Raw genomic sequence first — 19,983 nt, 5'->3', positions numbered from 1 at the left:
CGAGTATTCGATGCTCGACGGAGCAGCCCGCGTGAAGCCGCTCATCCAGGCCGCGGTCGAGCAGGGTATGCCCGCCGTCGCCGTGACCGACCACGGCAACATGTTCGGCGCATTCGACTTCTGGCGCACGGCGACCGATGCCGGGATCAAGCCGATCATCGGGACCGAGGCGTACATCACCCCGGGGACCGCGCGCGGTGACCGGACGCGGATCAAGTGGGGCGACGGCGGGGGAGACGACGTCTCCGGCGCCGGCGCCTACACACACATGACCTTGCTCTCGGAGACGACCGAGGGGATGCACAACCTCTTCCGGCTCTCGTCGAAGGCGTCGATCGAGGGGTACTACTTCAAGCCGCGCATGGACCGGGAGATCCTGAGTCAGTACAGCGCCGGCCTCATCGCGACGACCGGCTGCCCGAGTGGCGAGGTGCAGACGAGACTCCGTCTCGGCCAGTACGACGAGGCGGTCAAGGCCGCTGCGGACTTCCGCGACATCTTCGGCGCGGAGAACTACTTCTGCGAGATCATGGACCACGGGCTCGGGATCGAGCGCCGGATCATGGCCGACCTCATCAGGCTGTCGAAAGACCTCGGTCTCCCGCTCCTCGCGACGAACGACCTCCACTACACGCACGCTGCGGACGCCAAAGCGCACGCCGCCCTCCTCTGCGTGCAGTCCGGTTCCACGCTCAACGACCCGAACCGCTTCAAGTTCGACGCCGACGAGTTCTACCTGAAGTCCGCGGACGAGATGCGCCGGCTGTTCCGTGAGTACCCCGAGGCGTGCGACAACACCCTCGCGATCGCCGAGCGATGCGACGTCGCCTTCGACACCTCGGCCAACTACATGCCGCGCTTCCCCGTGCCGGAGGGGGAGAACGAGGAGAGCTGGTTCATCAAGGAGGTCGAGACCGGGCTGAACCTGCGGTACCCGAACGGGATCCCCGCCGACGTCCGCGAGCGTGCGAACTACGAGACGCGCGTCATCGTGCAGATGGGCTTCCCCGGGTACTTCCTCGTCGTCGCCGACTTCATCCAGTGGTCGAAGCGCAACGGCATCCGCGTCGGGCCCGGTCGTGGTTCCGGTGCGGGTTCCATGGCGGCGTACGCGATGCAGATCACCGATCTCGACCCACTCCGCCACGGGCTCATCTTCGAGCGGTTCCTCAACCCCGACCGCGTCTCGATGCCCGACTTCGACGTCGACTTCGACGACCGCCGCCGCGGCGAGGTCATCAAGTACGTCACCGAGAAGTACGGCGACGAGCGCGTCGCGCAGATCGTCACGTACGGCACCATCAAGGCCAAGCAGGCGCTCAAGGACTCGTCGCGCGTCCTCGGCTTCCCGTTCGGCATGGGCGACAAGCTGACGAAGGCCATGCCGCCGGCGGTCATGGGCAAGGACATCCCGCTCGAGGGCATCCTCGACACCAAGCACCCGCGGTACAAGGAGGCGGTCGACCTCCGTGGGATCCTCGACACCGACCCGGAGGCGCGGACCGTCTTCGAGACCGCGCTCGGCATCGAGAACCTGAAGCGCCAGTGGGGCGTCCACGCGGCCGGCGTGATCATGTCGAGTGACCCGCTCATCGACATCATCCCGATCATGAAGCGCGAGCAGGACGGCCAGATCGTCACGCAGTTCGACTACCCGGCGTGCGAGTCCCTCGGATTGATCAAGATGGACTTCCTCGGGTTGCGCAACCTGACGATCATCAACGACGCCCTCGACAACATCAAGAGCAACCGCGATCTCGACCTCGTCCTCGAGGATCTCGAGCTCGACGACCGCGGCGCCTACGAACTCCTGTCCCGAGGCGACACCCTCGGGGTGTTCCAACTCGACGGCGGACCGATGCGCGCGCTGCTGCGCCTCATGAAGCCCGACAACTTCGAGGACATCTCGGCGCTGATCGCCCTGTACCGGCCCGGGCCGATGGGCGCGAACTCGCACACGAACTACGCGCTGCGGAAGAACGGCCTGCAGGAGATCACCCCGATCCATCCGCAGCTCGAGGAACCGCTCTCCGAGATCCTGTCGACGAGCTACGGCCTGATCATCTATCAGGAGCAGGTGATGGCAATCGCGCAGAAGGTCGCCGGCTTCTCCCTCGGACAGGCCGACATCCTCCGTCGTGCGATGGGCAAGAAGAAGAAGTCCGAACTGGACAAGCAGTTCGAGGGCTTCTCCGGCGGCATGGTCGCGAACGGCTTCTCGATGGAGGCCGTCAACAAGCTGTGGGAGATCCTCCTCCCGTTCTCGGACTACGCCTTCAACAAAGCGCACTCCGCCGCCTACGGGGTCATCTCCTACTGGACGGCGTACCTCAAGGCGCACTACCCGGCCGAGTACATGGCCGGTCTGCTGACGAGTGTCGGCGACTCCAAGGACAAGATGGCGCTCTACCTCAACGAGTGCCGCCGCATGGGGATCCAGGTCCTGCCGCCCGACGTCAACGAGTCCATCGGGTTCTTCGCCGCAGTCGGGGAGGACATCCGGTTCGGCCTGGGTGCCGTGCGCAACGTCGGTTCGAACGTCGTGGAGCTCATCCGGCAGGCACGCGAGCGCGAGGGGCGGTTCACCTCCTTCCACGACTTCCTCCGCAAGGTGCCGCTGCCGGTGGCGAACAAGCGGACCATCGAGTCGCTCATCAAAGCCGGCGCGTTCGACTCCATGGGCGACAGCAGACGTGCGCTCTACGAGATCCACGAGGACGCCGTCGACTCGGTCGTGAAGGACAAGCGTGCCGAGGCGTCCGGGAGCATCGGCTTCGACTTCGACAGCCTGTTCGCCGAGGTCGGCGAGGTGCCGCTCGCGAGCGTCCCCGCGCGTCCCGACTGGAGCAAGCGCGACAAACTCAACTTCGAGCGGGAGATGCTGGGGCTGTACGTCTCGGACCACCCGCTGGCCGGACTCGAGATCGAGTTGGCGAAGCACGCCACGACGACCATCACCGACCTCATGACCTCCGAGGGCATGGACGGCGAGACCGTCGTGATCTCGGGGCTCGTCACGAGTGTCCAGCATCGGATCGCCAAGGCCTCCGGTAACCAGTACGGCATGATCCAGGTCGAGGACTTCGGCGGCGAGATGACCGCCATGTTCATGGGCAAGGCGTATCAGGAGTTCGCCTCCGAACTCGTCGGCGACTCGATCGTGGTGGTCCGCGGGCGGGTCAGTGTCCGAGACGACGGGATGAACCTCCACGCGTACAGCATCTTCTCGCCCGAACTGCCAGAGGCCGGTGCCGACCGCATGCTCCAGCTGTCGATGGCGGACGCGCGGGCGACGACCGAGACGGTGACCACGCTCAGCGACGTCCTGACGCGGCACGCCGGGTCGACCGAGGTCCGGTTGAAGCTCATCCGAGGCGAGATCGCGCGGGTGTTCGAGCTGCCCCATCGCGTCAGCCTCTCGTCCGGACTCTTCGGCGAGCTGAAGTCCCTGCTCGGCCCGAACTGTCTCGGCTGACCCCGCTCGGGCGCGGGCGGCAGCCGGGACGGTCCGCTGCGGACGATAGGCTGTGACGGCCATGATCACCACCATTGACCTCAGGGGAGTGCGGCCGAGCCGCACCGAGCTCCTGGACATGCTGCCCCGTCCCGTCGTCGACATCACCGCGGCAGCGCATGCCGCTCAGACGCTGATCGACGACGTCCGAGCGGACGGGTCCGAGGCCCTCTCGGCGCAGGCGGACCGGTTCGACGGGGGACGCCCCGAGCGGATCCGCGTCCCACAGGCCGAGATCGACGCCGCCGTCACGGCACTCGAGCCGGCCGTGCGCGCCGCGCTCGTCGAGGCCATCGACCGGGTCCGGACGGCCACCAGGGCGCAGGTCCCGCCGGAGCGCACGACCGAGCTCGGCGACGGCGCGACTGTCGTGCAGCGCTGGGCCCCGGTCGGCCGTGTCGGCCTCTACGTCCCGGGTGGGAAGGCCGTCTACCCGTCGAGCGTCGTCATGAACGTCGTGCCGGCACAGGAGGCCGGCGTCGGCTCCGTGGCGCTCGCTTCGCCCCCGCAGCGCGAGTTCGGCGGGCGCGTCCACCCGACGATCCTCGGCGCCGCCGGGCTGCTCGGGGTGACCGAGGTCTACGCCATGGGCGGCGCCGGAGCGATCGGTGCGTTCGCCTACGGAGTGCCCGACCTCGCCCTCGACCCGGTCGATGTCGTGACCGGCCCGGGCAACATCTTCGTGGCGGCCGCCAAGCGCCTCGTGAAGGGGCAGGTGGGGATCGACGCCGAAGCCGGGACGACCGAGATCCTGGTCATCGCGGACGCCGGGGCCGATGCCCGGCTCGTCGCGGCCGACCTCGTCAGCCAGGCGGAACACGACGAGGCGGCGGCATCACTGCTCGTCACCGACAGCGCGCCGCTCGCGACCGCGGTGGAGGAGTGGCTGCAGCGGTACGCCGCAGGCACGCGTCACGGATCGCGCGTCGTCGAGGCCCTGGGCGGACCGCAGTCGGCGATCGTGCTCGTCGACGACTTGGAGGCGGCCGTGGCGTTCAGCAACGCGTACGGGCCGGAGCACCTCGAGGTGCAGACGCGCGACCCGGAGTCGCTTCTCGGCGCCATCACGAACGCCGGCGCGATCTTCCTCGGTGATCACACCCCGGTGAGCCTCGGAGACTACCTGGCCGGGTCGAACCACGTCCTCCCCACGGGCGGCCAGGCGCGGTTCTCCTCGGGCCTCGGAGCGTTCACCTTCCTCCGGCCGCAGCAGGTCGTCCGGTACGACGAACCGGCGCTCCGCCAGGTCTCGGCCCACATCGTGGCCCTCTCGGGCTCGGAGGACCTGCCGGCGCACGGCGAGGCGGTGACGGCCCGCTTCGGGCTCGTCGATGCCGAAATCCGTGCGGCCGACGACACCACCGCCCCCACCGCCCCCGAGGGAGCCCGCTGATGTACTGCCCGTTCTGCCGCCACCCGGACTCCCGGGTGATCGACTCCCGCACCAGCGACGACGGACTCGCCATCCGCCGACGTCGGCAGTGCCCCGAGTGCGGGAGGCGCTTCAGCACCATGGAGACCTCGAGTCTCGGTGTGATCAAGCGTTCCGGCGTGGTTGAGCCCTTCAGCCGGGAGAAGGTCGTGAGCGGTGTCCGCAAGGCCTGCCAGGGTCGCCCGGTGACGGACTCGGACCTCGCCGTCCTGGCTCAGCGGGTGGAGGAGTCCATCCGCGCCACCGGCGCGTCGCAGATCGACGCGAACGACATCGGACTGGCGATCCTCGCACCGCTGCGGGAGCTGGACGAGGTCGCGTACCTCCGCTTCGCTAGCGTGTACCAGGCCTTCGAATCGCTCGACGACTTCGAGTCCGCGATCGCGCTGCTGCGCGTCGAGCACGCTTCGGGCGCCGCCCCCGTCCCGTCCGAGGAGCTCTGAGCCGTGTACCGCTTCCTCTTCGCCCAGGTGCTGTCCAAGCTCGATCCCGAACGCGCACACCACCTGGCTTTCGACGTCATCCGCGCGCTTCCCGCGACCGGCCTCGGCCCCGCCATCAGGCGCTGGACGCTGCCGCGACTCGACCAGTCGGTGGAGACGCTGGGGCTGCGGTTCGAGACTCCGTTCGGTGTCGCCGCCGGCTTCGACAAGGACGGCAAGGGCGTCCTCGGTCTCGGACTGCTCGGGTTCGGCCATGTCGAGGTGGGCACGATCACGGCGATCCCGCAGCCGGGTAATCCCAAGCCCCGACTGTTCCGACTCATCGCCGATCGGGCGGTCGTCAACCGCATGGGCTTCAACAACGGGGGAGCCGACCAGGCCAGGCGTCGGCTCGAACGGACCGCGCGGGTGAGCCGCCGACCCGTCCTCGGCGTGAACATCGGCAAGAGCCGTGTCGTGGACGTCGCCGACGCCACGGCCGACTACGTCCGGAGCGCGACGCTCCTCGCGCCAGTGGCCGACTACCTCGTGGTCAACGTCAGCTCGCCGAACACCCCTGGGCTCCGCGGCCTCCAGGAGCTCGACCAGCTCGCGCCGCTGCTCGAGGCCGTCCGCGCCGCCGCCGGTTCGACGCCGTTGCTCGTCAAGATCGCGCCCGACCTCAGCGATGCGGAGGTCGACCGCATCGCGGAGCTGGTCGTGGAACTCGGCCTGGACGGCGTCATCGCGACGAACACGACCATCTCGCGCGACGGACTGACCACCGACCCCACCCTCGTCGAGGCGGCCGGGGCCGGTGGACTATCCGGTGCACCGCTGGCCGCCCGCTCGCTCGTCGTCCTGCGGCGCATCCGGGCCATCGTGCCCCCGGAGTTGTGCGTCATCTCGGTCGGAGGCGTCGACACCGCCGAAGACGTCCGGGAGCGTCTGGCCGCGGGAGCCACGCTGGTGCAGGGGTACACGGCGTTCCTCTACCGCGGGCCGCTCTGGGCGAGGCACATCAACCGCGGGCTCGACCGACTGGCTCGAACCGGCCGCTGAGCGGTACCACGCGCTGTCGACGACGAACGCCCGCCGGTCTGGGACCGGCGGGCGTTCGGTTTCGTGGGACTACTTGTTGGGGAACTGGCCGCGCTTGACCTGCGGCTTGGGCAGGCGGAGCGGGCGCAGCTGCAGCGCGCGCATGGCGGCGTACCAGCGCACGCCCCGCTCGTCCTGCCCGAACTTCGCCCGCAGCGCCTTCCGGACGCGGAAGCCGAGGAAGAAGCAGTCGGCGATCGCGATGATGAAGAACACCCAGAGGGTGAGCATGCCGTAGACCTGGATCTCGGGCACCGGCATGAAGGTGAGGATGATCACGAGGAACATCACCGGGATCATGAACTCACCGATGTTGAACCGGGCGTCGACGTAGTCGCGGACGAACTTCTTCTGCGGGCCGCGCTCGCGTGCCGGGAGGAACTTGTCGTCGCCGGCGGCCATGCCGGCCTGCGCCCGCCTCCGTGCCTCGGCCTGCTGCGCCTTCGCCGCCCTCGAGGCCTCCTTGCGGTCGGAGGGGACGAGTGGACGCTTGTTCTGCGCCTCGCGTTCCGCCCGGGACGGGGTCGGTCGACCCTTCGCCTCCTTGGCGCCGCGGGCGAGGCGCTCAGCCGTCTGCGCTGCGGTCTCGACGATCGGCTCTGATGCCGGGGTGCTCTGCTGTTTGGCCACGATGGAACGTCCTTGATTCGGGGATTCCCTTAAGATTACTCGCATGACGACAGGTACCACGACGGAATCGACCCAAGACCCACGCAACGACCAGGAAGTCCTCGATCGACTGCGCGAATCCGTCGCCGGTGCGTTGCCGTCGTCGATCGCCGATCTGTCGGCGCTCGTCCGTATCCCCTCGGTGTCGTGGTCGGCGTTCGACGCGGCCGAGGTGGCGCGGAGTGCCGAGGCGGTCGCGGAGCTCGCACGCGGTCTCGGTGTCTTCGACGAGGTCTCGGTGCGGCGGTCCGCCATCGACGGCGGAGCGGAGCTCGGGCAGCCCGCCGTGCTGGCCCGCCGCGAACCACGGAACGGCCGACCGACCGTGCTGCTCTACGCGCACCACGACGTCCAGCCCCCCGGAAGCGACGACAAGTGGGACTCGCCGCCGTTCGAGCCGACCGTCCGTGACGGCCGCATCTACGGACGGGGCGCGGCTGACGACAAGGCCGGCGTCATGTCCCACATCGCCGCGATCCGAGCCGTCACCGAGGTCCTCGGTTCCGACCTCGACCTCGGTATCGTGCTGTTCATCGAGGGCGAGGAGGAGTTCGGCTCGCGGTCCTTCGGTTCCTTCCTGGAGGAGCACCGCGACACCCTCGCTGCGGACGTGATCGTCGTCGCCGACAGCGACAACTGGGACGAGCGGACGCCGGCGCTGACGATCGGTCTGCGCGGCAACGTCACGTTCCGGCTGCGCGTGAAGACCCTCGACCACGCCTCCCACTCCGGGATGCTCGGGGGAGCGGTGCCGGACGCGATGCTGGCCGCGGTCACCCTGCTCGCGACACTGTGGGACGCGGACGGTTCGGTGGCGGTCTCCGGACTCACCTCGCACGACGCCGTCACCCCGGAGTTCGACGAGGCACAGCTCCGCGCCGAGTCAGGTCTGTCCGAGGGGGTCACGCCGATCGGACGCGGCTCGATCCTCAGCCGGATCTGGTCGCAGCCCGCGATCACCGTCACGGGCATCGACGCACCGTCGGTGGCCAACGCCTCGAACACGCTCATCCCGGAGGTGTCGGTTCGCATCAGTGCGCGGATCGCCCCCGGGCAGGATCCGGCCGAGGCCTACCGTGCACTCGAGGCCCACCTCCTCGCCAACAGCCCGTTCGGCGCGCAGCTGACGATCGACGAGGTCGACCAGGGGAGCCCGTTCCTCGTGGACACGAGCGGTTGGGCCGTCGCCGAGGCGAAGCGCGCCATGGCCGACGCCTGGGAGGTCGAGCCCGTGGAGACGGGTGTCGGCGGATCGATCCCGTTCATCGCCGACCTGGTCCGGGTCTTCCCGGACGCCCAGATCCTCGTCACCGGTGTCGAGGACCCGCACTCGCGCGCCCACAGTCCGAACGAGTCGCTGCACCTCGGCGTCTTCCAGAAGGCGATCCTCACGGAGGCGGTGCTCCTCGCTCGCCTGGCGGCCGCACCCCGTCCGTCCTCGGACGCGTAGACGCGACGGACGCGCCGCCGCACTTCCAGGGGTGCGTCCGTCGCGGCAGGCGGTAGAATCTCACACAGGCGTCGACCCGGCGCCGCCAGACCTCGCGAGGAGCATCATGAGCGACACCATCCTGACCGAGACCAAGATCGACGCGGCTCACGGCGTCGGCCTGTCCGACACGGCGGCGCAGAAGGTCAAGAGCCTCCTCGAGCAGGAGGGTCGCGACGACCTCCGTCTCCGCGTGGCCGTGCAGCCGGGTGGATGCTCGGGCCTCATCTACCAGCTGTACTTCGACGAGCGCATGCTCGACGGCGACGCCACGGTCGACTTCGACGGCGTCGAGGTCATCGTCGACAAGATGAGCGTCCCCTACCTCGACGGCGCCAAGATCGACTTCGAGGACACCATCCAGAAGCAGGGGTTCACCATCGACAACCCCAACGCCGAGGGCAGCTGCGCTTGCGGCGACAGCTTCCACTGAGCCAGATTCTTCCTGAAGGGGAAATTGCCCGGTCCCGGGTGGTTTCCCCTTCGTCATTCCGGTCACGATCCCGCACCGCGGACGCGAATGGTCCGGCGTTCACCGCCCATCCCCACTAGACTGGGGGGCGATCCACAGGTGTGTATTCGAAAGGTTTCAGAGGTGCGCTCGACTCGTCGTCTCAGATGGGCTGCCATTCCGGTCGCAGCCACACTCGCCATAGTCCTGGCGGGTTGTACGCAGGCGGAACTGCATGGTTACCTGCCGGGATTCGTCGAGGGCGAATCTCCCGTCACGAACCACACGGACCGCATCGCGGGCCTGTGGGTGACGGCATGGCTGGTGCTGCTCGCAGTCGGCGTCATCACGTGGGGGCTCATCATCTGGGCCGTCATCGTGTACCGACGCCGCAAGGGGCAGACCGGTCTCCCGGTCCAGCTGCGGTACAACATGCCGATCGAGATCTTCTACACGATCGTCCCGCTCATCCTGGTGCTCGGCTTCTTCGCCTTCACGGCGCGCGACCAGAACGCGATCGAGACCCAGTACGAGGATCCCGACGTGGCCATCGAGGTCTTCGCCAAGCAGTGGGCGTGGGACTTCGTGTACGACGAGGCCGTCGACGGCCAGGACGTCTGGACCGCAGGCGTGCAGGCCGATGAGAAGCCCGGTGGCGTCATCGACCAGGACGCACTCCCGACGCTGTACCTGCCCGTCGGCAAGACGGTGAAGATCGCGCTGCAGTCGCGCGACGTCATCCACTCCTTCTGGGTCATCGACTTCCTCTACAAGAAGGACATGATCCCGGGCAAGACGAACTACATGTCCTTCACCCCTGAGCGCGAGGGCACGTACGCCGGCAAGTGCGCCGAGCTCTGTGGCGAGTACCACTCGCTCATGCTCTTCAACGTGAAGGTCGTCTCGCAGGCCGAGTACGACAAGCACCTCGAAGACCTGGCCGAGTCGGGCAACATCGGCGACTACGGCACGGCATACGACCGCAACAGCAACCTCCCCGGCACCAAGGCGCCGGCAGGTCTCGAAGAGCACGGAGACGGGGAATGACCTCCACCACGCTTCCCGCAGGCCAGGCGAGCGTCGTCGGACGCACCTCGGTCGAGCGCAAGGGCAACATCCTGGTCAAGTGGATCACCTCCACCGACCACAAGACCATCGGGTACATGTACCTGATCGCCTCGTTCATCTTCTTCTGCCTCGGCGGCGTGATGGCGCTCATCATCCGCGCCCAGCTCTTCGAGCCCGGTGGCACGATCGTGGAGACCAAGGAGCAGTACAACCAGCTCTTCACGATGCACGGCACGATCATGCTCCTCATGTTCGCGACGCCGCTCTTCGCAGGGTTCGCGAACGCGCTCATGCCGCTGCAGATCGGCGCACCGGACGTCGCCTTCCCGCGACTGAACGCCTTCGCGTTCTGGCTCTACGCCTTCGGTAGCCTCATTGCCGTCGGTGGCTTCCTCACCCCGCAGGGTGCAGCCGCCTTCGGCTGGTTCGCCTATGCGCCACTGTCGAGTACGACGTTCTCGCCAGGGCTCGGAGGCAATCTCTGGGTCCTCGGACTGGCGCTCAGCGGCTTCGGCACCATCCTCGGTGGCGTCAACTTCATCACCACGATCATCACGATGCGCGCCCCCGGCATGACGATGTTCCGCATGCCGATCTTCACGTGGAACGTCCTCGTGACGTCCATCCTCGTTCTGATGGCGTTCCCGGTGCTCGCAGCGGCCCTCTTCGGCCTTGCCGCGGACCGCGTGTTCGACGCCCACATCTACGACGCGGCCAACGGCGGCGTCATCCTGTGGCAGCACCTGTTCTGGTTCTTCGGGCACCCCGAGGTCTACATCATCGCGCTGCCGTTCTTCGGCATCGTCTCCGAGATCTTCCCGGTGTTCAGCCGCAAGCCGATCTTCGGCTACAAGACCCTGATCTACGCGACCATCGCGATCGCGGCCCTCTCCGTGACGGTGTGGGCACACCACATGTACGTCACCGGATCGGTGCTCCTGCCGTTCTTCGCCCTCATGACGATGCTCATCGCGGTTCCGACCGGCGTGAAGATCTTCAACTGGCTGGGCACGATGTGGCGCGGTTCGGTGACCTTCGAGACCCCGATGCTCTGGTCGATCGGCTTCCTGATCACCTTCGTCTTCGGTGGACTCACCGGTGTCATCCTCGCTTCGCCGCCGCTCGACTTCCACGTCTCCGACTCCTACTTCGTCGTGGCGCACTTCCACTACGTCGTGTTCGGCACGGTCGTGTTCGCCATGTTCGCCGGCTTCTACTTCTGGTGGCCGAAGTGGACGGGCAAGATGCTCAACGAGAAGCTCGGCTACTGGCACTTCTGGCTGCTCTTCATCGGCTTCCACACGACGTTCCTCATCCAGCACTGGCTGGGCGTCATCGGGTTCCCGCGCCGCTACGCGACGTACTCGCCTGAGGACGGCTTCACCTGGATGAACCAGCTGTCGACCGTGGGCTCGTTCATCCTCGCCATCTCGCTGCTGCCCTTCTTCCTGAACGTGTACATCACGATCCGGAAGGCTCCTCGAGTCACCGAGGACGACCCGTGGGGGTACGGTGGATCGCTCGAGTGGGCGACCAGCTCGCCCCCGCCGCGTCACAACTTCGTTTCCATCCCGCGCATCCGCTCGGAGCGCCCGGCCTTCGACCTCCACCACCCCGAGGTCGGTATCCCGGTCGGCGTCGGTCCCGCGAAGGACGCACCTGACGCACCCACGCTCGACATCGACGCCGGAAAGGTGAAGTAGCCGCCATGCGCGCCAATATCATCCTCTTCACGATCCTGACGGTGTTCTGCGCCCTCCTCTGTGGGGTCTACACGGTGTGGTCGCTCGTCGACCCGCTGCACGGCCGGGTCGAATGGGTCGGCACGGTCACCCTGGCTCTCGCCGCGATCCTGAGCGCCTTCCTCGGCTTCTATCTCAGCCGGGTGCACAAGAGCCAGGGCGCCGAGCTCCCCGAGGACACGCTGACGGCGAACATCGACGACGGCGACCCGGAGATCGGGCACTTCAGCCCGTGGAGCTGGTGGCCCATCATCCTCGCCGGTGCGTGTGGTCTGCTCGTACTCGGTCTGGCGGTCGGGTTCTGGATCGCGATCATCGGCATCCCGCTGGTCGTCATCGCGGTCGTCGGTTGGAACTACGAGTACTACCGCGGATACTTCGCACGCTGATGGTCGCCTCGTTCAGCATCCGTCGCGGTCAGCCCGACGACCGTTCAGCCGTCTTCGCGCTGGCCGGCCAGCTGATCACCGGGTCCATCCCGCCTGCGGCGGACGACTTCATAGCCGCGTACAACAACGTCATGCGCCCTCGTGAAGACGAGACCAACGTGCTGTACGTCGCGGTCGACGAGGCGAACCGCGTTGTCGGATACACCCTGATGACGGTGTCGCGGCTGCTGCACGCGGCAGGCCTGACCGCCCACCTGCAGGAGCTCGTCGTCGACGAGACCGCCCGCGGCGCCGGCATCGGATCGGCCCTCGTCGAGGCGAACGAGCACTATGCCGTCGAGCGCGGTGCGCGCCAGCTGACGATGTCCACCTCTCGAGCCGGCGACTTCTACCGTCGTCTCGGCTACAACGTGACGGCGGAGTTCTACAAGAAGATCCTCCCGCTGGGCTGACCCCCAAGCTGTCATCGAAGAGCCCCCGAGCCACCGCTCGGGGGCTCTTTCGTGTTCTTGTGCGCGCCTAGACGTGGAGAACAAGCAGCTGGCAAGGTGCGGGGACCGCCCCTGAAGGTCATGAGCGTCACCCTTCGCTTCGTCGAGACTTCACGGTGGCAGCCGTATTCAGGTGACACCTCCTCACGCCTTGTAGACCGGGCGAGCGCCCGTCGGTCCCTGAAGCTGTCGAGAGGCACACGCCGCCCTCAGCGGACTCAGCGTGCGCGCGAACAGACCTGGCGTAGGCCGTCCCTCGGTCCTGAGCCCGTCGAAGGGCAGGCGTCGTCCGGTGTCTCCTCTCTACGGTCCCGATCACCCTGGGACGGGAACGTCGGACCCGGAGCCGGTCGACAGGCTCACATCGTCTGCGGTCGCGCAGGAAGGGCGCTGGACCGCGGTGAGCGATCACAGGTCTCCGAAGCTTGTCGACGTGCTCATACCGCCCGCAGCGGCCTTCCGCGCCCGGAGAGCGGGGGAGCGGGACGGCACGGACCTCCATTGTCGCCGCGTCGTGTCGCAGCACAGTTCCACGATCCCCGCCGGAGAACGACGAAAGCCCCGCAGTCCGTGAGGACTGCGGGGCTTTCCAGTGGGATCCGCCTAGTGGTGGTCGCCGTGGGAACGTTCGATCTCCGTGTTCGTGACGGGAGCGATCCGATCCTCGAAGAACCAGCGGGACATCGCGGCGCGAGCCTTCTGGACACCGGTGATCTTGCCCTTGGCGTTCGGACGGATCATCAACGGCTTGTGGTCGTCGTAGCTCGCGAGGCGCCAGCGCTCGTACTCGTCGACGGGCTCGTGGACCTCGATGAACTCGCCACCGGGGAGGCGGACGATGCGCCCGGTCTCGTAGCCGTGAAGGAGGATCTCGCGATCCTTCTTCTGCAGCGCCAGGCAGGTGCGCTTCGCGATGAAGTAGGCGATGAACGGTCCGAGGATGAGGATCGCCTGCAGCGTGTGGATCACGCCCTCCATCGTCACCTTGAAGTGGGTGGCGATGATGTCCGAGCTCGCAGCAGCCCAGAGGGCGGCGTAGAACGTGACACCGGCAGCACCGATCGCGGTGCGGGTCGGCGCGTTGCGCGGACGGTCGAGGATGTGGTGCTCGCGCTTGTCACCCGTGATCCACGCCTCGACGAACGGGTAGATGAACACCGTGACGATGAACAGACCCAGGACGAGGACGGGAAGGATGATGTTGAACGAGAACGTGTGATCCCAGAGGACGAACTCGAGGTGTGGCGGAACCAGCCGGAGCGCACCGTCGGCGAACCCGATGTACCAGTCAGGCTGCGTACCTGCCGAGACCGGGGAGGGGTCGTACGGTCCGTAGTTCCAGATCGGGTTGATCGTGAACAGCGAGGCGATGAGCATCACGACACCGAAGACGATGAAGAAGAAGCCACCGGCCTTCGCCGCGTAGACGGGGAGGACGGGGAATCCGACCACGTTCTGCTCGGTGCGACCGGCGCCCGGGAACTGCGTGTGCTTGTGCACGACGACGAACACCAGGTGCAGGGCGATGAAGAGCAGCACCAGCGCCGGCAGGAGCAGGATGTGGAGCGTGTAGAGGCGGCCGACGATGTCGGTGCCCGGGAACTCTCCACCGAACAGCAGGAAGGTCGTCCACGTACCGATGATGGGCAGACCCTTGACCATGCCGTCGATGATCCGCAGACCGTTACCGGAGAGCAGGTCGTCGGGCAGCGAGTATCCGGTGAAGCCCTCGGCCATGGCCAGGATGAACAGGACGAAACCGATCACCCAGTTCAGCTCACGCGGCTTGCGGAATGCACCGGTGAAGAAGATGCGCAGCATGTGCAGGCCGATGGACGCCACGAACAGCAGGGCAGCCCAGTGGTGCACCTGACGCATCAGGAGGCCGCCGCGGATGTCGAAGGAGATGTCGAGCGTCGACGCCATGGCGACGGACATCTCGATGTTCTTCAGCGGGACGAAGGACCCGTCGTAGTGGACCTCCGCCATCGATGCCTGGAAGAAGAAGGTGAGGAAGGAGCCCGACAGCAGGATGATGACGAAGCTGTAGAGCGCGACCTCGCCGAGGAGGAACGACCAGTGGTCGGGGAAGATCTTGCGGCCGAACTCCTTGACGGCGACCGAGATGGACGTCCGCTCTTCGAGGTAGTTCGCTGCAGCGCCGGTGAATCCACCGGAGCTCTTCGCCGGAGCGGCCTTGGCCTGCTCAGGGGCGCGTGTTGCGGTCGAGGTGCTCAATGACGCTCCCAGAAGCTCGGGCCGACAGGTTCGTGGAAGTCGCTCCGCGCGACGAGGTAGCCCTCGTCGTCGACGGTGATCGGCAGCTGCGGAAGCGGCCGGGCGGCCGGTCCGAAGATGACCGCGCAGTGGTTCGTGACGTCGAACTGCGACTGGTGGCAGGGGCAGAGGAGGTGGTGCGTCTGCTGCTCGTAGAGCGCGACAGGGCAACCGACGTGCGTGCACACCTTGGAGTAGGCGACGATGCCGTCGTAGGACCAGTCCTTCTTGGACTCCTCCTCGACGAGGTCTTCGGGCTTGAGCCGCATGAGCAGCACGATCGCCTTCGCCTTCTCGTTGAGGACGTGGTCGGCCTCGTGGAGGTTCTCGGGGATCACGTGGAACGCGCTGCCGAGCGTCACGTCGGACGCCTTGATGGGCGTACCGGAAGGGTCACGGGCGAGGCGCGTGCCTTCCTTCCACATCGTGTGCTGCATGAGCTCGACGGGGTCTTCGTCGTAGGGCGCGAGACCGCGGAACAGCGCGATGCCCGGGAGCGGGAAGACGATGAGGGCACCGATGAGGCTGTTGCGGATGAGCGCGCGTCGACCGATGCCGGATTCGACGTTCGCCTGGTGCATGATCTCCACCGCGCGATCGCGGCTGACCTGGTTGCCGCCGACCTTGTGACGGTAGTCGATGCCTTCCTCGTCGTGCATGAGGGCCTTGCCCCAGTGCACGGCACCGATACCGATCGCGAGCAGGGCCAACGCCATGCCGAGACCGATGAACAGGTTGTTCAGACGGACCGAGGCGATGTCCTCGGGCTCGATCGGGAACGCCATGTAGGCGGCGACCGCCCAGACGCTGCCGGCGATCGACAGGTAGAAGAGGGTGTAGACGGCGCGCTCGGCCCGCTTGTCCTTCTTGGGGTCGAGGTCCGTGACGCGCTTCCGGTGCGGAGGCAGGCCGGGGTCGACGACGGCATCGCGGGAGATGACCCCGGTACCGGTCGCGACCTGCAGCTCCTGCCCGTGGGCGGACGGATCGGCAGACGAGTCGGCGGCTGGGTGACCCGAGCCGCTCGAGTTGTCGTGAGCCATGGTGCTCCTTCTTACGTGTTGTCGATCCGCGTCGGTCAGTTCGACTTCGCGGTGATCCAGACGGTGAGGGCCACGATCGAGCCGAGGCCGAAGATCCAGAGGAACAGGCCCTCGGAGACGGGGCCGAGCGAGCCGAGGTCGTTGCCGCCCGGTGACGGGTTCTTCTCCATGAACTTGAGCGCGGTGATGATGTCGCGCTTGTCCTCGGGGGAGAGGTTCATGTCGTTGAAGACGGGCATGTTCTGCGGGCCGGTGATCATGGCCTCGTAGATGTGGGCGGCGCTGACGCCGACGAGCGAGGGAGCGTACTTGCCCTCGGTCAGGGCGCCACCGGCGGCTGCGACGTTGTGGCACATCGCGCAGTTGATGCGGAACAGCTGGGCGCCGTTGGAGGCGTCGCCCTCGCCGTCGAGGTACTGCTCCTCGGGGATCTCCGGGCCGGGGGCGACCGAGGCGACGTAGGCCGCGAGGGAGGAGATCTGCTCCTCGGTGAACTGCACGGGCTTCTCCGGGGCCTGCGGGCCCTGGTTCTGCAGCGGCATCCGGCCGGTGCCGACCTGGAAGTCGACGGCGGCGGCACCGACGCCGAGGAGGCTCGGTCCGGCGGTCGTGCCCTGCATGTCGAGGCCGTGGCAGGTGGCGCAGTTCGCGGAGAAGAGCTTCTCGCCCTCGTCGACGGAGGCCTGCGACTTGGCGGCGGCGACGGGCTCGGCGCTGGCCGTGCTGACGCTGACGGCTGCGTAGGCGCCTCCGGTCACGAGGAGGCCGATCGCGAGCAGTGCCGCCGAGGCGAACGGGCTGCGGCGGCCGCTCTTGCGCGTGGCACGGGCGGCCTTCTTGGACGCCTTGGTGGTCGTCGTCTGGGTGGGGTCAGTCTTCATGGAGGCAGTCATTCCGGGTCAGCGCAGGATGTAGATGACGAAGTAGAGGCCGATCCACACGACGTCGACGAAGTGCCAGTAGTACGAGACGACGATGGCGCTCGTCGCCTCCTTGTGGCCGAATCGTTTGACGGCGTAGGCACGGCCGATCACGAGGAGGAAGGCGATGAGGCCGCCGGTCACGTGCAGGCCGTGGAAGCCGGTCGTGAGGTAGAACGCCGAGCCGTACGCGTTCGAGCTGAGGGAGATGCCCTCGCTGACGAGCGTCGCGTACTCGAGGATCTGCCCGGCGACGAACACGGCACCCAGGGCGTAGGTGAGGAAGAACCACTCGACCATGCCCCACTTGCGCGGGCTCCAGCCGGTCATGCGGGGCTGCATGCGCTCCGCTGCGAAGACGCCGAACTGGCACGTGAACGACGAGGACACGAGGATGATCGTGTTGATCGTCGAGTACGGGACGTTCAGGCGACCGGCCTCGGCCGCCCACAGTTCGGGAGCCATCGATCGCAGCGTGAAGTAGATCGCGAAGAGGCCGGCGAAGAACATGACCTCGCTGCCCAGCCAGACGATCGTTCCAACCGCGACCGTGTTCGGTCGGTTGATCCGGGGCGCGCTCGGCGCAAGGTTGATTGAGGTGCTCGTCACCCCTCCATTATGGCCGAAAGCCGGAGCGGTTTTTCGCATTTCGGCGGCGGCGAGCACGCTCGGATCAGTAAGGCTAGCCTTATTTCCTGACCGGGATCTTCGGTTCTGCTGCGGGATTCATGTGATCTTCGCCTTCTCCGGCCGCTCGAGGCGTCGGCGAGTCGCGCTTGTAAGATCGTCGACATGCCTCTCACGACCTGGCCGACGCTCATCGGCGACCTGCTCGCCGGAACCGATCTCAGTGTGTCGGAGTCGACGTGGGCGATGGAACGGATCATGACCGGCCAGGTGACGGACGCCCAGCTGGCCGGCTTCCTGATCGCGTTGCGCCGCAAGGGGGAGACGGTCGACGAGATCGTCGGGTTCCGCGATGCGATCCTCGACCACGCGAAGCCGCTCGTCGCCCCCTCCCGGGCCCTCGACATCGTCGGCACCGGCGGCGACCGCTTCGGCACCGTCAACATCTCGACGACCGCGTCCATCGTCGCGGCGGCGACGGGCATCCCCGTCATCAAGCACGGCAATCGCGCGGCGAGCTCCGCCTCGGGATCGAGTGACGTGCTCTCGGCGCTCGGCGTCGACCTCGCCCTGCCGACGGACCTGGTGGGGGAGGTGTTGGCGTCGACGGGCATCACCTTCGCGTACGCGGCGGCGTTCCACCCCGGTTTCGGCCACGCTGGAGCGGTCCGCGCGGAGCTCGGCGTGCCGACGGTCTTCAACTTCCTCGGTCCGCTCGTCAACCCGGCCCGCCCGGAGGCGTCGGCGGTCGGCGTCGCGCACGCCGACCGCATCCCGCTGTTCGTGGGCGTGTTCCAGACGCGTGGGGCGACCGCCCTCGTCTTCCGGGGCGACGACGGACTCGACGAATTGACGACGACTGGACACAGCCACCTCTGGGAGATCACCCGCGGAGCCGTCACCGAGCACGACCTGGATCCCCGGGAACTCGGCATCCGACGTGCGTCGATCGACGATCTCATCGGCGGTGACGCCCAACACAATGCCGGTGTCGTGCGCGCCACGCTCGCCGGCGAGGAGGGTCCAGTCCGCGACATCGTCCTGCTGAACGCGGCGGCCGGGATCGTGGCGTTCGAATTGTCGGAGGATCCGTCGCAGGCCCAGCGGCCGATCCTCGAGCGGTTCGCCGCAGCGCTCGTGTCCGCCGCGGCCGTCATCGACTCGGGTGCGGCGACCGCGACACTCGACGCCTGGGTGGACGCCACCCGCGCGCTCGGCTCGCGCTGATCCGCGCGGTGGCCGGGTCCTCCGGCCCTACCGGCGGTGGGCCACAGCGCGTAGGTTGAGACCCGATGCCGGCGTACCCGGTCGGCGGACCCGAACCGATCTTGCAGGAGGATTCAATGAAGAAGCTCATCAATGATCCCAAGGACGTCGTCGTCGAGGCGGTGGCCGGATTCGGCGCCGCGCACCCCGACCTCGTCACCGTGTCGCTCGACCCGGTGTTCATCGCCCGAGCGGACGCGCCGGTCGCAGGGAAGGTGGGGATCGTGAGCGGCGGCGGAAGCGGGCACGAGCCGCTCCACGGAGGGTTCGTCGGATTCGGCATGCTCGACGCGGCCGTACCCGGCCCGGTGTTCACCTCACCGACTCCGGACCCCATCCTCGCCGCCACGAAGGCCGTCGACGGTGGTGCCGGCGTCCTGCACATCGTCAAGAACTACACGGGCGACGTACTCAACTTCGAGACCGCGGCCGATCTCGCGCTGGCCGAGGGCATCGAAGTGCGCTCGGTCATCGTCGACGACGACGTCGCGGTGAAGGATTCGCTCTACACGGCGGGGCGTCGGGGTGTCGCCGGCACCGTCCTCGTGGAGAAGCTCGCCGGCGCACGTGCCGAGGCCGGGGGTGGCCTCGACGAGGTCGCCGACCTCGCGACGAAGGTCAACGAGCGCACCCGCACGATGGGCGTGGCACTCACCCCGTGCGTCGTCCCGCACGCGGGCGAGCCGAGTTTCACCCTGGCCGACGACGAGATCGAGATCGGGATCGGTATCCACGGTGAGCCCGGCCGTGAACGCATCCCCCTGGAGCCCGCCGACCGGATCGTCGACCGGCTGCTCGCCGCCATCCTCGAGGACCTTCCGTACGCACCCGACGAGCGTGCCCTCGTCCTGGTGAACGGGATGGGCGGGACGCCGCAGGTCGAGTTGCTCATCGTCTTCCGCCGTGTGGCCGAGGCGCTCGCGGAGCGCGGGATCGAGGTGGCACGGTCGCTCGTGGGGAACTACACGACCAGCCTCGAGATGCAGGGTGTGTCGATCACCCTCCTGAAACTCGACGACGAACTGATCGAATTGTGGGACGCCCCGGTGCAGACCGCGGCGCTCCGGTGGGGACGGTAGACG

The 19,983-nt window shown here is 67.4% G+C and carries 17 protein-coding genes; 12 read left to right on the top strand and 5 right to left on the bottom strand.

What is annotated here, in order from left to right:
- The first annotated feature begins 10 nt into the window (after nucleotides 1–10).
- The 4 genes from dnaE to BWO91_RS10770 all read left to right on the top strand — a co-directional run bounded on the left by dnaE (nucleotide 11) and on the right by BWO91_RS10770 (nucleotide 6,430).
- Nucleotides 11–3,475, top strand: coding sequence for a DNA polymerase III subunit alpha (gene dnaE, locus BWO91_RS10785; protein ID WP_064297037.1), 3,465 nt, complete (start codon nucleotides 11–13; stop codon nucleotides 3,473–3,475).
- 61 nt (nucleotides 3,476–3,536) lie between these two features.
- Complete coding sequence (gene hisD / locus BWO91_RS10780; RefSeq protein ID WP_079002559.1) at nucleotides 3,537–4,907, top strand: histidinol dehydrogenase; 1,371 nt, start codon at nucleotides 3,537–3,539, stop codon at nucleotides 4,905–4,907.
- Nucleotides 4,907–5,389 carry a transcriptional regulator NrdR gene (nrdR, locus tag BWO91_RS10775; RefSeq protein WP_064296987.1) on the top strand — a complete coding sequence of 161 codons (483 nt, stop codon included), beginning with the start codon at nucleotides 4,907–4,909 and terminating at the stop codon, nucleotides 5,387–5,389. Before hisD ends, nrdR begins: the two co-directional genes overlap by 1 nt.
- A gap of 3 nt (nucleotides 5,390–5,392) precedes the next feature.
- Complete coding sequence (locus tag BWO91_RS10770; protein WP_079002558.1) at nucleotides 5,393–6,430, top strand: quinone-dependent dihydroorotate dehydrogenase; 1,038 nt, start codon at nucleotides 5,393–5,395, stop codon at nucleotides 6,428–6,430.
- 69 nt (nucleotides 6,431–6,499) lie between these two features.
- On the opposite strand, the gene BWO91_RS10765 is transcribed toward BWO91_RS10770, so the two are convergent.
- The gene (locus BWO91_RS10765) at nucleotides 6,500–7,099 is read right to left on the bottom strand and encodes a DUF3043 domain-containing protein (protein ID WP_079002557.1); all 600 of its coding nucleotides are present in this window, start codon (nucleotides 7,097–7,099) and stop codon (nucleotides 6,500–6,502) included.
- 43 nt (nucleotides 7,100–7,142) lie between these two features.
- Between BWO91_RS10765 and BWO91_RS10760 the strand changes: the two genes are divergently transcribed.
- The 6 genes from BWO91_RS10760 (at nucleotide 7,143) to BWO91_RS10735 (ending at nucleotide 12,729) form a co-directional block, all read left to right on the top strand.
- The gene (locus tag BWO91_RS10760; protein ID WP_079002556.1) at nucleotides 7,143–8,588 is read left to right on the top strand and encodes a dipeptidase; all 1,446 of its coding nucleotides are present in this window, start codon (nucleotides 7,143–7,145) and stop codon (nucleotides 8,586–8,588) included.
- Between the two features lie 106 nt (nucleotides 8,589–8,694).
- The gene (gene erpA / locus BWO91_RS10755) at nucleotides 8,695–9,060 is read left to right on the top strand and encodes an iron-sulfur cluster insertion protein ErpA (protein ID WP_064296983.1); all 366 of its coding nucleotides are present in this window, start codon (nucleotides 8,695–8,697) and stop codon (nucleotides 9,058–9,060) included.
- Nucleotides 9,061–9,222: 162 nt separating this feature from the next.
- Entirely contained in the window at nucleotides 9,223–10,125 is a 903-nt protein-coding gene (gene ctaC, locus BWO91_RS10750) for an aa3-type cytochrome oxidase subunit II (protein ID WP_064296982.1), read from the top strand.
- Entirely contained in the window at nucleotides 10,122–11,849 is a 1,728-nt protein-coding gene (gene ctaD, locus BWO91_RS10745) for an aa3-type cytochrome oxidase subunit I (RefSeq protein ID WP_064296981.1), read from the top strand. Before ctaC ends, ctaD begins: the two co-directional genes overlap by 4 nt.
- A gap of 5 nt (nucleotides 11,850–11,854) precedes the next feature.
- Nucleotides 11,855–12,277: a cytochrome c oxidase subunit 4 gene (locus tag BWO91_RS10740; protein WP_079002555.1), complete on the top strand. Its 423-nt coding sequence runs from the start codon at nucleotides 11,855–11,857 to the stop codon at nucleotides 12,275–12,277.
- Entirely contained in the window at nucleotides 12,277–12,729 is a 453-nt protein-coding gene (locus BWO91_RS10735) for a GNAT family N-acetyltransferase (RefSeq protein WP_079002554.1), read from the top strand. Before BWO91_RS10740 ends, BWO91_RS10735 begins: the two co-directional genes overlap by 1 nt.
- A 642-nt stretch (nucleotides 12,730–13,371) precedes the next feature.
- Here BWO91_RS10735 and qcrB read toward each other — a convergent pair.
- The 4 genes from qcrB to ctaE are packed head-to-tail and all read right to left on the bottom strand — an operon-like array spanning nucleotide 13,372 to nucleotide 17,617.
- Complete coding sequence (qcrB, locus tag BWO91_RS10730; protein WP_064296978.1) at nucleotides 13,372–15,006, bottom strand: cytochrome bc1 complex cytochrome b subunit; 1,635 nt, start codon at nucleotides 15,004–15,006, stop codon at nucleotides 13,372–13,374.
- Nucleotides 15,003–16,088, bottom strand: coding sequence for a cytochrome bc1 complex Rieske iron-sulfur subunit (qcrA, locus tag BWO91_RS10725; protein ID WP_079002553.1), 1,086 nt, complete (start codon nucleotides 16,086–16,088; stop codon nucleotides 15,003–15,005). Before qcrA ends, qcrB begins: the two co-directional genes overlap by 4 nt.
- Nucleotides 16,089–16,123: 35 nt before the next feature.
- Complete coding sequence (qcrC, locus tag BWO91_RS10720) at nucleotides 16,124–16,969, bottom strand: cytochrome bc1 complex diheme cytochrome c subunit (protein ID WP_064296976.1); 846 nt, start codon at nucleotides 16,967–16,969, stop codon at nucleotides 16,124–16,126.
- Between the two features lie 18 nt (nucleotides 16,970–16,987).
- Nucleotides 16,988–17,617, bottom strand: a complete 630-nt coding sequence (ctaE, locus tag BWO91_RS10715; RefSeq protein ID WP_285039634.1) for an aa3-type cytochrome oxidase subunit III — start codon at nucleotides 17,615–17,617, stop codon at nucleotides 16,988–16,990.
- Between the two features lie 183 nt (nucleotides 17,618–17,800).
- Here ctaE and trpD point away from each other — a divergent pair, with 183 nt between their 5' ends.
- Nucleotides 17,801–18,862: an anthranilate phosphoribosyltransferase gene (gene trpD / locus BWO91_RS10710; RefSeq protein ID WP_079002552.1), complete on the top strand. Its 1,062-nt coding sequence runs from the start codon at nucleotides 17,801–17,803 to the stop codon at nucleotides 18,860–18,862.
- Between the two features lie 116 nt (nucleotides 18,863–18,978).
- On the top strand, nucleotides 18,979–19,980 hold the full coding sequence (gene dhaK / locus BWO91_RS10705; RefSeq protein WP_079003935.1) for a dihydroxyacetone kinase subunit DhaK: 1,002 nt from the start codon (nucleotides 18,979–18,981) through the stop codon (nucleotides 19,978–19,980).
- The last annotated feature ends 3 nt before the right edge of the window (nucleotides 19,981–19,983 follow it).

This window comes from Plantibacter flavus (assembly GCF_002024505.1).
Taxonomy (GTDB): domain Bacteria; phylum Actinomycetota; class Actinomycetes; order Actinomycetales; family Microbacteriaceae; genus Plantibacter; species Plantibacter flavus_A.
Note: the sequence above shows the minus strand (reverse complement) of the source record. Positions and strands in the feature narration are given on the sequence as shown.

Bases quoted from the DNA above. Each gene is read 5' to 3' on its own strand.
- hisD (WP_079002559.1), top strand. From the start codon at position 3,537: ATGATCACCACCATTGACCTCAGGGGAGTGCGGCCGAGCCGCACCGAG.
- erpA (WP_064296983.1), top strand. From the start codon at position 8,695: ATGAGCGACACCATCCTGACCGAGACCAAGATCGACGCGGCTCACGGC.
- qcrA (WP_079002553.1), bottom strand. From the start codon at position 16,088: ATGGCTCACGACAACTCGAGCGGCTCGGGTCACCCAGCCGCCGACTCG.
- dhaK (WP_079003935.1), top strand. From the start codon at position 18,979: ATGAAGAAGCTCATCAATGATCCCAAGGACGTCGTCGTCGAGGCGGTG.
- ctaD (WP_064296981.1), top strand. From the start codon at position 10,122: ATGACCTCCACCACGCTTCCCGCAGGCCAGGCGAGCGTCGTCGGACGC.
- dnaE (WP_064297037.1), top strand. From the start codon at position 11: ATGCTCGACGGAGCAGCCCGCGTGAAGCCGCTCATCCAGGCCGCGGTC.
- qcrC (WP_064296976.1), bottom strand. From the start codon at position 16,969: ATGAAGACTGACCCCACCCAGACGACGACCACCAAGGCGTCCAAGAAG.
- BWO91_RS10740 (WP_079002555.1), top strand. From the start codon at position 11,855: ATGCGCGCCAATATCATCCTCTTCACGATCCTGACGGTGTTCTGCGCC.
- BWO91_RS10735 (WP_079002554.1), top strand. From the start codon at position 12,277: ATGGTCGCCTCGTTCAGCATCCGTCGCGGTCAGCCCGACGACCGTTCA.
- BWO91_RS10760 (WP_079002556.1), top strand. From the start codon at position 7,143: ATGACGACAGGTACCACGACGGAATCGACCCAAGACCCACGCAACGAC.
- nrdR (WP_064296987.1), top strand. From the start codon at position 4,907: ATGTACTGCCCGTTCTGCCGCCACCCGGACTCCCGGGTGATCGACTCC.
- trpD (WP_079002552.1), top strand. From the start codon at position 17,801: ATGCCTCTCACGACCTGGCCGACGCTCATCGGCGACCTGCTCGCCGGA.